Source organism: Kribbella sancticallisti (assembly GCF_039530625.1).
Lineage (GTDB): Bacteria > Actinomycetota > Actinomycetes > Propionibacteriales > Kribbellaceae > Kribbella > Kribbella sancticallisti.
The window spans coordinates 98,457-111,266 of record NZ_BAAAOS010000006.1; the positions used below are offsets into that span (position 1 = coordinate 98,457).

At 64.3% G+C, this 12,810-nt stretch carries 10 protein-coding genes; 4 read left to right on the plus strand and 6 right to left on the minus strand.

What is annotated here, in order from left to right:
• Position 1: 1 nt before the first annotated feature.
• Complete coding sequence (locus tag ABD255_RS02450; protein ID WP_344209239.1) at positions 2-895, plus strand: ABC transporter ATP-binding protein; 894 nt, start codon at positions 2-4, stop codon at positions 893-895.
• Between the two features lie 108 nt (positions 896-1,003).
• On the opposite strand, the gene ABD255_RS02455 is transcribed toward ABD255_RS02450, so the two are convergent.
• The 6 genes from ABD255_RS02455 to ABD255_RS02480 all read right to left on the minus strand — a co-directional run bounded on the left by ABD255_RS02455 (position 1,004) and on the right by ABD255_RS02480 (position 7,255).
• Positions 1,004-1,654, minus strand: coding sequence for a DUF2238 domain-containing protein (locus ABD255_RS02455; protein ID WP_344209241.1), 651 nt, complete (start codon positions 1,652-1,654; stop codon positions 1,004-1,006).
• Positions 1,655-1,758: 104 nt separating this feature from the next.
• The gene (locus ABD255_RS02460) at positions 1,759-2,130 is read right to left on the minus strand and encodes an FKBP-type peptidyl-prolyl cis-trans isomerase (protein ID WP_344209243.1); all 372 of its coding nucleotides are present in this window, start codon (positions 2,128-2,130) and stop codon (positions 1,759-1,761) included.
• Between the two features lie 51 nt (positions 2,131-2,181).
• Positions 2,182-3,042: an alpha/beta fold hydrolase gene (locus tag ABD255_RS02465; protein ID WP_344209245.1), complete on the minus strand. Its 861-nt coding sequence runs from the start codon at positions 3,040-3,042 to the stop codon at positions 2,182-2,184.
• A 132-nt stretch (positions 3,043-3,174) separates the two neighbouring features.
• A complete protein-coding gene (locus ABD255_RS02470) occupies positions 3,175-4,227 on the minus strand; it encodes an EcsC family protein (RefSeq protein ID WP_344209247.1) in 1,053 nt (350 codons plus the stop codon).
• Between the two features lie 182 nt (positions 4,228-4,409).
• A complete protein-coding gene (locus ABD255_RS02475; RefSeq protein ID WP_344209249.1) occupies positions 4,410-4,781 on the minus strand; it encodes a hypothetical protein in 372 nt (123 codons plus the stop codon).
• The gene (locus tag ABD255_RS02480; protein ID WP_344209251.1) at positions 4,778-7,255 is read right to left on the minus strand and encodes an ATP-binding protein; all 2,478 of its coding nucleotides are present in this window, start codon (positions 7,253-7,255) and stop codon (positions 4,778-4,780) included. Before ABD255_RS02480 ends, ABD255_RS02475 begins: the two co-directional genes overlap by 4 nt.
• 145 nt (positions 7,256-7,400) lie before the next feature.
• On the opposite strand from ABD255_RS02480, the gene ABD255_RS02485 reads away from it, so the two are divergent.
• The 3 genes from ABD255_RS02485 to ABD255_RS02495 all read left to right on the plus strand — a co-directional run bounded on the left by ABD255_RS02485 (position 7,401) and on the right by ABD255_RS02495 (position 12,805).
• Positions 7,401-9,443, plus strand: a complete 2,043-nt coding sequence (locus ABD255_RS02485; protein ID WP_344209253.1) for an N-6 DNA methylase — start codon at positions 7,401-7,403, stop codon at positions 9,441-9,443.
• A gap of 96 nt (positions 9,444-9,539) precedes the next feature.
• On the plus strand, positions 9,540-11,528 hold the full coding sequence (locus ABD255_RS02490; protein WP_344209255.1) for a type I restriction-modification system subunit M: 1,989 nt from the start codon (positions 9,540-9,542) through the stop codon (positions 11,526-11,528).
• Complete coding sequence (locus ABD255_RS02495) at positions 11,525-12,805, plus strand: restriction endonuclease subunit S (RefSeq protein ID WP_344209257.1); 1,281 nt, start codon at positions 11,525-11,527, stop codon at positions 12,803-12,805. The genes ABD255_RS02490 and ABD255_RS02495 overlap by 4 nt, the downstream gene beginning before the upstream one ends.
• Positions 12,806-12,810: the final 5 nt, after the last annotated feature.

The following is a 12,810-nucleotide window of genomic DNA, read 5'->3' on the forward strand; positions in this document are numbered from 1 at the left end:
AATGGAGAGTTCAGTGGAGCACAGTCTGTCGGCCGAGAATCTTGCCGTCGGCTACGACCAGCGCGAGATCATCCACGACCTGTCGGTGCGGATCCCGACCGGCAAGATCAGCGTGATCGTCGGCGCCAACGCGTGCGGCAAGTCGACCCTGCTGAAGACGCTGGCGCGGCTGTTGAAACCGAGCCGGGGCACGGTGCTGCTGGACGGCAGGAGCATCCAGTCGATCCCGACCCGGGAGGTCGCGCTGAAGCTCGGCCTGCTGCCGCAGTCGCCGACGGCGCCCGAGGGGATCACGGTCGCCGACCTGGTCGGCCGCGGCCGGTATCCGCGGCAGGGCTGGATCCGGCAGTGGACGAAGGCCGACGACGAGGCGATCGCGGACGCGATGCTGTCGACCGACGTGCTGGAGATCGCGGACCGGCCGATCGACGAGCTGTCCGGCGGTCAGCGGCAGCGGGTCTGGATCGCGATGGCGCTGGCCCAGGAGACCGACATCCTGCTGCTGGACGAGCCGACGACGTTCCTGGACCTGACGCACCAGTTCGAAGTACTGGATCTGCTGGTCGACCTGAACAAGCGCGACGAGCGGACCATCGTGCTGGTCCTGCACGACCTGAACCAGGCCTGCCGGTTCGGCGACCACCTGATCGCGATGAAGGACGGCGCCATCGTTGCCGAGGGCAACCCGCGTCAGGTGATCACCGAGAAGGTCGTCCAGGACGTCTTCGGCCTGGCGGTGAAGGTGATCCCGGACCCGGTGGCCGGCACTCCGATGGTCGTCCCGATCGGCCGCCACACCACCCACACCGATCAGCTCACCCCGGAGAGCCCGGCTGCTCGAGCACTGGCCGCCAGCGCCGCCGCCAACGGAATCTGCCGCCCGTCCGACCGCTAGCACCCCGTACCCGGCACGGCGTACGCCCGTCGCCCGGGCGGCCTCTCAGGGGTTAACCCCTCAAGCGCGTGGTTGCCCCCTCGGATTCTGGCGGGGCAACCCACCCTCTCAATGGTTAACCCCTGAGAGGTCGCCGGGGGGAAGCGGTTGGGTACGGCGTACCTGGTGGACGATCAGGCCGGCTAGGAGGGCGCCGAGGGTGCCTAGGGTGAGGTCGCCGAGGGTGTCGGTGTAGGCGGTTCGGAGTTCGGGGGAGTGGCGGACGAAGGCGACGTACTCGCCGACTTCCCAGATCACCGCGGCGGTGGCGCCGAAACCGAGGGCTACGAAGGCGGTCAGGCCGCGGGTGAGTCCGCGCGGCCCGAAGGCGATCAGCACGCCTGCGGTGAGGAGACCCCAGAGCAGGAAATGCATAGCGTCGTCCCACCAGGTGATGGTGTCGAACAGGTTCAGCCGGTTACCGAGCAGGTCGATCAGCCACGGGATCGTGATCAGCAGATCCGCGGTCCAGGGGAAGCTCTGGTGCAAGGTGTTCTTCGCTCGCCCGTAGGCGAACCACCAGATCGGCAGCACCGCTGTGCCGAGCGGGTAGACGACCAGGCGCGCCGTCGACGCTTTGCCCTTGATGCCGCTCAGGTCAGGCCAGAAGAGGGCCGTGAGCAACAAGAGGAACAAGACGGCCTTCGCGGCCAGGGCGGCGTACTTCGTCCAGCCGGCCCGGCCCGCCGCCGGAACAGTGGTGGCAACCATCGTCCTCATGCCTCCCGAGTGAAGCAGCGGGAGCGCCAACGCGAATGAGTACAACTACGTAAAAGCCCCCTGACGCGTCAGTGTGACGCATCAGGGGGCTGGGTGCTGGTAGGTCAGCTGACGCTGATCAGGTCGACCACGAAGATCAGGGTTTCGCCGGGCTTGATCGCGCCGCCCGCGCCGCGGTCGCCGTAGGCCAGGTGCGGCGGGATGACCAGCTTGCGTCGGCCGCCCACCTTCATGCCCTGCACGCCGGTGTCCCAGCCCTTGATGACCTGGCCGACGCCGAGCTGGAAGGCCAGCGGCTCGCCACGGTTGTAGGAGGCGTCGAACTCGTCGCCGGTGGAGTGGGCGACGCCCACGTAGTGCACGTTGACGCGGGAGCCGGCCGTGGCCTCGGCGCCGTCGCCCTCGGTGATGTCGGTGATCTCCAGATCCGCCGGCGGCGGGCCGTCCGGAAAGTCGATCTCAGGCTTGTCAGTCATGAGACCAGCTAAGCAGATGAGCCGCCGGGCGTCTGCCAGGGGCAGTCCGTCTCACGTCAGTACTTCGCGCAACTTCGCCGCGAACTCCTCGGGCTTGCCGGGCATCCCGTACTCGTCGCCGAGGAACCCGCCGTGGTTGCTCGGGAACACCACCGGCGTGGTCCCGAGCCGCTCGGCAACCGCCTTCCCGCCGCGCGCGGCGAGCTGGTTCGCGGACTCCTCGCCGACGCCGACGACGATCCTGTCGGCTGACTTGGCGAGCGCGTCGAAGTCCGGCTGGTACGACGTACAGCCGCGGATGTTCTGTCCGAGCAGCGCGTCGTCACGGGAACCGTCGTCCTCGGTCGGCAGACCGAACATCGCCGGATCCGGCGCCGGCTGGTCGGTGTAGTCCGCCGGAATCTCGCCCTCGTAGCTGACGATGGCGATGAACTTCGCCATCCCCGCGCCCATCCCGTCGCGCTGGTAGGTCTGGTAGATGTCCTCGCATGCCGCCAGCGCCGCTTCCCGGTCCGGCAGCAGGCCCGCCAGCGGCGGCTCGTGCGCGACCAGCGTCTTGACCAACTCAGGCCGCTGCGCCATCAGCGCCAACGCGTTCACCGCACCACCGCTGCTCGCGAACAAATCGACCGGTCCGGCATCAAGGGCCTCGATCAGAGCCGCGAGGTCAGCCGCGTGATCGTTCGGCGACAATTCACCCGTACCGTCGGTACGAGTACTCCGCTCCACCCCGCGCGGGTCGTACGTCACGACAGTACGGTCGGCGAAGTGCGACGCCAGCGTCGGAAACCCGCTGGCCCCCATCGGCGAACCGATCACCAGCAGCACCGGGCGGTTCGACAGATCACCCCGCACGTCATACGTCAAAACGGCGCCAGGGACATCCAGCGTGTGACTGACAGGATCCGGCATCTCAACTCCTCTTGTGATACGCGTCACCCGCAAGCCTAGACCGGCAAGGAGTCACCGACAGACGAACGACCTGGCGGTCTGCAGACGCCCGCCATCGGCCGCCGCGCCAAAGAAGGTGACCATCCGCCGCCCCTAGCTCCGCTGGCCATCACCGCCGTCGGTCGGGAGGCCGTCCTCCTTGGCGACCTCTTCGTGTAGGAACTCGGCAAGGTCGACCACGTCGGTCTCGTTGGTGGGCGGTGTCGCAAGCGGTTCGTGCGCGAGGCCATAGTGGTCACGGAGGAACCGTTCGCGATAGATGTGGTTTGCGTCATCAGTGACGCTGGACAAGAGGTGGGCGTTCATCCCCGCGCCGATCACGGTGCCAAAGACCGGCACCGCCTGGCCGAGCTTCCGCTGGGTGATCCGGTACCCCAGTCTGGTGAAGACCTTCTCGACGACCCTGGTCACGGCGTTCTGGCGGAGCTGATCCCATGTGGCCCGACGTGCGAGTGCTTGCACGAGCTTGTTCAGTTCGATGTACGCAGCTGCCTTGCCGGCCTCGGTCGCGGTACCCACGCTGAGCACTCCCAGGGCGAACAGCCGTTCGTCCGGATGGTCCACGTCGTAGCCGTAGTAGGCGGCAATGTGCGCCACGGCCCGGTTGGCGGCGACAAGCACGGCAGCTGCGTCAGCCGCCATCACCCCAACCACCGTTCCGATTCCAGGCGCACCACCTACACCGGCCCCGAGTACTGAACCTCCGGCCGCGATGATCTGGCCCCCGGACACGGCGAACCCTGCCGCGGCGCCTTCCACAGTTGCAGCAGCGGTGTAGGCAAGTCCAAGGTTGGGTCTGACCTTGTCCATCTCACACAGCTCTAGTTTCCCGATGTCGTCGATGTCCGCGACCTCGTGGCCGCGCTTTCGATATGCCTCGACGATCGCTTCGTGGCCAACGGTGGCCATCGCGGCCCGAGAACCGAAGTCGAGGAGTCCACCGAGGGCCTTCACAAAGCTGGCCTCAAACTCCGCGGCTCCAGGAATCGACTCGAAGCGTGCTCTTGCGATCTGACCAGCTTTCGACATACGCCGCCGAAGCGTTTCGGGAAGCAGGTGCCTTGTCTGACTCTCTAGACGACGCCGGCGCCACATCTCAACCTCAGCCCAAGCATCGCGGTCGTACGGTGTCATTTCCGTTGCCATCGGTTCCCCCTCTACGTCTGAAGATGTCTTCCCGTATCCGATTCCAAAGCCAGACGGTCCCACGCATTCGCCGCCGCTCGCTACTACTGGTCCTACTGACCGTCCGGCCGCGGTGTCTGAGGAAGTGCGGGGCACCCCCCACATGCACACCCCGCACTTCTTCGGACACCGCGGCCGGCTCATCAGCAAGCCATCGCTGTGATGGTCGCCCTCAGCGCGGCGAGTCGCGCCACCTCCGCGTGCAGGTGACGCAGCTCGGAGACCGTCGGTGAAAGCTCGTAAGCGTGGTGGTGGCAAGCCTGGCTCAGAGCGTTCCAGGCGTGCTCCGCGATCCGGTCCAGGCCGTTCTGGTCGAGGGCATGCATTACCGCGAGCCTCGATCGCATCCTCACCGGATACGGCATCGACCTGACCAGGTACTCGCAGTACGCATCTACCTCAGCCTCGAGCGCCTGCCTGATCAGGAACGCGGCGACCTTGATCCGCCGGGGAGACCCGCACACCCGGCCGTCGAGGATCGCTTCCGCGCAGCCAAGAAGCTGCTCGGTCCTCATGAGCGCTGCTCCAGCAGATCGTCGACAGCGCGTCGGAGATCGTCGACCGCAGCGTCAGTTGACTGCTTCAGACCGAGGTGCGCGCCGGATCCGCAAAGCTTCAGCGTCCGCTCTCGATACCTAGGGCGGCTCCACTTATCGAGCTTGTCCGCCTTGTTGCCGTACAACGAGAGCGCAATTTTCTGACGTGTGGTGGACGCCGCCTTCCAAGCGTCCTCGACCTCTCGGTGTTTGGCCGACGTCGTCAACCTCCGGCGGAAGTACACCTCGTGTGCCGCCGCTTCGAGCGCGAACCGTGCGAAGGCCGGGATCGCCTTCTCCAGCACGTCGATCGGAACTTCCTTGTCCAGGAGCAGCTCACGGGCATCCTGCACGTAGCGCCGGGCCGGCGACTGGCACTCGACGACCTCCACCCTGGAGTTGGCGCCGCGCTCGACCTGGAGAATTCGCGCGGAAGGTGCGGTACGGCGTACCGACTCGGTGAGGCGGTCGTCGTGAGAGAACACGACAACCTGCCGCTCTTTCGCATACTCCACCAGGACCTCGGTCAATCCATCCACTTTGGCCGGGTCCATCGCCTGCACGGGATCATCGAGTACGACGAACCGTAGCGGGCTGGCCGGCATCGTTGCTCTCGGCAAGAACAGTGCCAGCGCGACCGCGTTCAGCTCGCCCTGGCTCATGACGGGCAGAGCCTCCGTCGGGACACCGTCGACCTCGGCCGTGAGGTTCACCTTGCCGCGGTTCCGCTGACCCGAGAGGGTGATCTTGTCCAGGTCGATACTGCTCTCCTGGCGGAGTTTGGCCCAGATCTTCCGCGCCTCGTCGGCGAGCGGTTCCAGTCGCTTGTTCCGCAGAATCTCGGCGTTCGCCTTGAGCCAGGCCAGTGAGGCCTTCGCATCACGAAAGTCTGCGTCGGTCGAGTCTGCCGACCGGCGGAGATCCAGCCAGACCGCGGTCCGTTCAGCGAGGTGTCGCCAGCTGTCATCCCGCTCACTCAACTTGGCAGCGGCCTCGTCGCGGAGGCGCGTCAGGATGCTGATGAGCCTGGTGCACTTCGAGGTGAGGTGCTGCGCCAGTTCGACGTCGTCCGCCGGAGCCTCACGCCAATCCTTCAGCGCGCCCTCCGCCTCGACGAAGTTCATCAGCTTGAGCCCAGCATCGATCGCCGCCAGGTTCGGTACCCCGAGCTGGGCGCGGGCGGCGTCATGCCGGACGGCCAGCTCATTGCGCGCAGCCCTGATTGCTGCGACCTCGGCCTTTTCGGCAGCGAGTTCGGTCGCCACCCGCTCACGCCAGGCATTGTCAAGCACCTTGCCTTCACACACTGGGCAGGTCTGCTCACCGTGCTGCGAGTGGAACTCCAGCGCCTTCTCCAGGAGGTGTCTCCGGTCGTCAGCCCGAGTCGCGATGATGCCGCTGGCGCCGGCGACCTTCTGCAAAGCTGCCAGCAGTGCCGTGGCGGCCTCGTCGACGGTGTCCTTCACAGGGATGGCAAGTTCGCTCAAGGCGCGCAGTTGCGCTCCGATCTGATCAGGAGCCTCGACGCCGGTCGCGATTCCGCTCACCAGATCGAGATCGGGTTTCTGCTTCCTCAGCTGGGCCAAGACCAACTGGGCCCTTTCGTCCGTCGCTGACTCAAGGAGCGCCTTCAGGGCGCTCTTCGCCGCGGTCGCCTCGTCCGCGGGACCCTTCAGTCGCTTCACCGCGCCACCGAGACGTTCGATGCCGTCAGCGATCTGGTCGAGTCCGAGGATGCTCTCCAGCGACCGGTAGAGGTCGGTCTGAGTCCCGTCCAGCCGCTGGCCGAGTTCGTCGTACGACAGGATCGGGCGGTAGAGCTCCAGCGGCTTGTCCCATCCCAGCGAGCTGACACCCGACGTCCGGGGCTTGCCGTGCCGCTGCGTCCAGGTGCTGCTGTCGCCGAGTTCGCTGTCGGTCGCCCATTCGACACCGATCTCAGTACGCCCCACTCCCTCCTCCGCGAGCTGGATCCGGACTTCCGTGCTCTGGACCTGGTGAAGGTTGCGCCATGAGTCCTTCCAGAAGGAGGACTTCCCCTTCCAGCGATAGCTCTCGCCGGTGAGCGCAAATTCCAGAGCCTCCGCGAAGCTGGACTTTCCAGATCCGTTCCGGCCGGCGACAACGGTCAGCCCCGGCCCCGGCTGCAGGCTGAGCTTTGCCTTCTCGCCGATCCCTCGGAACCCCGTGACGGTGATCGACGTCAGGAACGCTCCCACCGGCTCCGCCGCGGCCGTCGTGCTCGCACTGGCGAGGCGGGAGGTCGACTCGGTAGCGACGTCGAGTTCATCTGCGATCGCGTCGTCACCTTCGAGCGAGGCGAGTACCAGCATGCGCTGACGCTCGGTCAGCTTGGGGTCGTCCGTTGCCAGGATGAGGACGGTGTCGACGACCGGTTGATCGTGCGCTCCCATTGCCTGCGGTTCGTCTGTGGATCCGTCGCTGCCGGTCATCCGCCCGCCCCTTTGAAGTCGTTTCGTGAACAGGGACATCACAGTACATCTTGTGAACGTTGTCAACAAGCGGTCATCAGGCAATCGTGTACACGGAGCCCCGGTGTGTGTAGGGTAAGCCGGAGCAGCCCACGGGGAGGAAGTCATGGATCAGCCGGGCACTGTGTCTTCGGTCGGCATCGCGCGCTTGGCAGGTGTTGGTCGCGCGGCGGTGAGCAATTGGCGCAAGCGATACGCCGACTTCCCATCACCCGTAGGCGGCAGCGCGACCAGTCCGACGTTCGAGATCGCAGCAGTCCAGAAGTGGCTCTCCACTCAGGGCAAACTGCCGTCCGCCGGCGCACCGGAGCAAGCGTGGAGGACGATCGAAGCGGCATCTGGAGGTCCGGATCTCGGAGAGGCGCTCTGGTTGGCCGGACTGTTTCTGTTCAGCCGCTCGTCGAGCACGCTCGGGAAGGCGGATCTGCACTCGCCGGCCTCGCTGGTGGAGCCGGTACGCCGCCTGGCCAGCGGCCCGGGGGACCTCCTGGCTGGTGGCCTGGCCGACGAGTGGTCACCGCGGCAGTACGCGGTACTGTCGGCCGTCGCCGATCTCGACGGCGACCCAGCGACGATCTTCGAACAGTTCTACGCGCACTACCTGACCGCCCGCGGTGCGACGTCCGATTACGCAACCCCGCAAGGCGTGGCAAGGCTGATGCTCTCGCTGGCGGGCCCGGCGGCGAGCGTGATGGATGTTGCCTGCGGGACCGGGACGTTGCTTCATGAGTCCATGACCGAGGATGGTCGGGTGCGATGTCTTGGCCAGGATCTTGATCCGGCCGCGGCCCGCATCGCGCAGTTGCGTCTGCTCTTCGCGCACCGGCGGCATGGCGAGAGTGGGCCAGTGCCTGTCGTGCGGGTCGGTGATTCGTTGCGGGTCGATGCCTTCCCCGACGAACGGGTCGATCTTGTGGTCTGTAATCCGCCGTTCGGCCTGCAGGACTGGGCGGACGAGCAACTGGCCTTCGATCCGCGCTGGGAGTTCGGCGGGTTGCCGCCGCGGACCGAGCCTGAGCTGGCGTGGGTCGAGGATGCTCTGGCGCACCTGCGACCGGGTGGGCTGGCGGTGATTTTGATGCCACCGGTCGCGGCGTGGCGCTCACCAGGGCGAAGGATCCGCGCCGAGCTTCTGCGTCGCGGTGCTCTGAAGGCAGTCATAGCCCTACCGCCACGCCTTCTTCCGGTAACGGCGGTGGGCCTGCACCTGTGGATCCTGCGGCGGCCGACGGAGGGACACGGGGCGAACAGAGTCCTACTCGTAGATGCTTCGCAGGCCGCCGGCGGAATAGGAGCGCCGGTCCTGGACCTGGCTGTCCAGGCCTGGCGGACCTTCCACAGCTCAGAGACTGTTGAGGAACAGGCCGGCATCTGTAAGGCGGTCCCAGTGATCGAGTTGCTCGATGAGGAGGTAGACGTTTCCCCTGCGCGCCATCTCGCAGCAAGCGAGGAAGGAGCCGCCGAGCCGGCGGCGCTCCTGGCCACTCGCGCGGAAGTGCTCGAGCGGCTGGGCTCATTAGGCGAGAGCCTTCCGCCCCTTGTCGCCAACAGCGATTCGCGACTCGAGAAGGCTCGACGAGTCTCCTTGGAGGAACTCTCGCGAACAGGCGCTGTAGAGATACTCCGCGGGTTCTCGAGGCTAGGTAACGACCAGCAGGAGTTGTCCGAGCCCGCCGTGTCAGGAGGCGATCTGGTTCGGCGGATGCCTCCGAGTGGACGCGCGCCGGCGACCGCCGTACGGATCGAGCCTGGCGATGTGCTGGTACCAACCATCGCGGCATCGGTTGTAGCGAGGGTGGCCACGACCGAACAAATCGGTAGCCGCCTCGGCCAGAATGTGAACGCCGTTCGGGTGGACCCGGCGATCCTCGACCCGTGGTTCGTCGCCGGGATGCTGACTGCACCCGCGAACCTTCGCGAGGCGGTGCGGCATTCGTCGGCCACCAGGGACTCGGTCCGGGTGAACCTCAAGAGACTCCAGGTGCCGCTCCTGCCGATCGAGCAGCAGCGGCCGTACGGCGAAGCGTTCCGGCGCGTCGCCGAGTTCGAGACGATGGCGGAAAGGGCAGCCGACGAGGCTCGTGAACTCGCGAAGAGCCTCTCCGACGCCCTGACGAGAGGAACCCTTGCGCCCGACGATGGCGCGTGACATGACAATTCGTCACCGATTTTGCGTCTGACGTAACGCTCTGAAGCGTTGGATCGATCCACACCATGTAACGAAAGACCGGGGAGAGGGAATCCGTTGAGCGACACCACGCCGAAGAATCTGGCGAACTTCATCTGGCAGGTAGCTGACCTGCTGCGGGGGGACTACAAGAGAGCCGACTACGGCAAGGTCATCCTCCCCTTCACCGTCCTCCGCCGTCTGGAGTGCGTCCTGGAGCCGACTCGCGAGGCGGTCCTGAAGGAGTCCGCCAAGTGGGCGGACCGCGCCGTTGATCCGACGCAGTTCCTAACGCGACAGTCAGGCCAGAGGTTTTTCAACGTCACCAAGCACACTCTGACCTCGGTGGCGAGCGCGCCGGACGACGCGGCGAAGAACCTCAACTCGTACGTCCGCGGCTTCTCGCCCAATGCTCAGGAGGCGTTCGAGAAGTTCAAGTTCGCTGAGCAGGTCGCGAATCTGGCCGACGCGAAACTGCTTCACTTGGTTGTCTCTCGTTTCGCCGACTTCGATCTGCATCCCAACCGGGTCTCGAACCACGAGATGGGCTACGTCTTCGAGGAGTTGATCCGCAAGTTCTCTGAAGACTCCAACGAGACAGCGGGTGAACACTTCACCCCGCGCGAGGTCATCAAGCTGATGGCCGGCCTGCTGATTGCGCCGGACCTAGGCGAACTGCAGGTACCGGGGATGAGCCGCAAGGTCTATGACCCGGCCTGCGGCACCGGCGGCATGCTGACGGCTGCGGAAGAGTTCATCCTGTCGCACAACTCCCAAGGTCAGGTCTTCTCGTTCGGGCAGGAGCTGAACCCCGAGTCCTGGGCGATCTGCAGGTCCGACTTGATGATCAAGAATCAGGACCCAGACAACATCAAGCTCGGCAACTCGTTCACCAACGACCAGCTGGCTCACGAGAAGTTCGACTACATGCTGTCCAACCCGCCCTTCGGTGTGGAGTGGAAGAAGGCGCAAGCCGAGGTCGTCGACGAGGCCAACGACCTGGGCATGCGAGGCCGCTTCGGCGCCGGCCTGCCACGGATCAACGATGGCTCTCTGCTCTTCCTTCAGCACATGATCTCCAAGATGAGACCGCCGAGTGAGGGCGGAAGCCGCCTGGCCATCGTCTTCAACGGTTCGCCCCTCTTCACTGGCGCGGCCGAGTCCGGCGAGTCGAAGATCCGCCAGTGGATCCTTGAGAACGACTGGCTGGAAGCAATCGTTGCCCTACCAGACCAGCTCTTCTACAACACCGGAATCTCCACCTACTTCTGGATCCTCACGAACCGCAAGTCGCCAGGCCACCAGGGCAAGGTGGTTCTCCTCGACGCTCGCGAGTACTGGGCGAAGATGCGGAAGTCCCTTGGTGACAAGCGCAAACTCATCACCGACGATCAAATCGAAGAGATCCAGCGCCTGTACGCCGACGCATTGTCCGTCGCTGACGACCCGGACCACGAGCTACATGGCAAGGTGAAGGTCTTCCGCAACGAAGACTTCGGCTACCACCGCATCACCGTCGAGCGCCCACTGAAGCTCCGCTTCGAGGTCACCGAGGAAGCTCTGCTTGAGCTAGAAGCGACGCTCAAGACAGGCAAGACCACCTCCAAGTACGACGACCGCGACGACCTCCTTGAGGCTCTGCGCACCCTGGTGGGTCAGCCGCCTTCCTTCAAGAAGAGCGAGTTCTCTGCCTCCGTCCGCCGCGCCCTCAGCAAGCTCAGCAAGCCGCCGGCCGCAGTCGACAAGGCCGTGTGGGCCGCAGTATCAGTCCGCGACCCCGAGGGCGAAGTACAACTCAAGAAGGGCGCCCCCGAGCCGGACCCCGAACTCCGCGACAACGAGAACGTCCCACTCAACGAGGACATCGACACCTACGTCGAACGCGAGGTCCTACCCCACGTCCCCGACGCCTGGGTAGACCACGACAAAACCAAGATCGGCTACGAAATCCCCTTCACCCGCCATTTCTATGTATACACCCCGCCTCGACCCCTCGCAGAAATTGACGCTGAACTTAGGGAACTCGAAGCCGAGATCCAAAAACTCCTCGGCGAGGTGGTGTCGTGAGTTGGCTATTTGGAGACATTCCTCATCATTGGAAATCGTCGCGGCTCGACCGAGTTGCGAGCGTGAATGCTCGAATAGGTTGGAAGGCTCTCACTGCTGACGAATATCAATCTGCTGGCTATGCGTTCTTGGCAACTCCTAATATCAAATCGTCGGTCATTGACTTCGATCAAGTTAACTATATTTCCACGTATCGATACGAAGAGTCGCCATCGTTGAAGCTCTCGATTGATGATGTCTTACTGGCGAAAGATGGCAACACTTTGGGAATCGTGAATATAGTACGTCAATTGCCGCGCCCTGCAACAGTAAATGGATCTATCGCTCTCATACGCGCGTGCGGCATCCATCCGAACTATTTACACTTCCTCATTGCTAGTAAGCCGCTTCAGGAGCACATTCAATCGCTCAAGGATGGAATGGGTGTCCCGCATCTATTTCAGCGCGACATTCGACGCTTCCCAGTGTTGCTTCCGCCGCTGGAGGAGCAGCGGCGCATCGCCGACTTCCTGGACGCCGAGACGGCGCGCATCGATCGATTGTGGATGATCCGGGATCGGCAACGAAAGCTACTTCTTGAACGTTTTGCGGCTGAATGGGGCGAGTTGGTCGCGAGGGTGGCGACTCGCAGTGAATGGCTACCTATTCGTAGGTTCATCCAAGCGATTACGGACGGGCCTTTTGGCAGCTCGCTCACGAGTAGCCATTATCGCGACGAGGGTGCGCGTGTCATAAGGCTGGGAAATATTGGAAGGGCTTCATTCAAAGCCGCAAGTGAGGCATTTATCTCACTAGACTATTATCGCGAACTTCGGCGACATGCTGTCGTTCCCGGTGATCTAATAGTGGCTGGCCTTGGTGATGAAAATCATCCGGTGGGTCGGGCGTGCGTCGCGCCCGACGGTCTCGGTCCGTCTATTGTAAAGGCGGATTGCTTCCGTATAAGGTTCGATCAGTCGTTGCTCACGCATCAGTATGCTGCATGGGCGATGAGTTCACCAGTCATCGCCGAAGAGGTGTCCCTGTTGACGCGAGGTTCCACTCGAGCGCGGATTAATCTCGGCGTAGCGCGCGAAATTGAGATTCCAGTGCCGCCTCTGTCTGAGCAGGCAAGGATCGTATCTGCACTGGAGTCACGCCGTCTAGAGATCGCAGCTATCGTCGGTTATTGCGAGCGCCAATTAGAAGTGCTTACCGAGCAGCGGCGTGCGTTGATTACGGCGGCGGTGACTGGCCGCGTTGACGTGACGACGGCGAGGGGAACGGGGACGTCATGAATCGG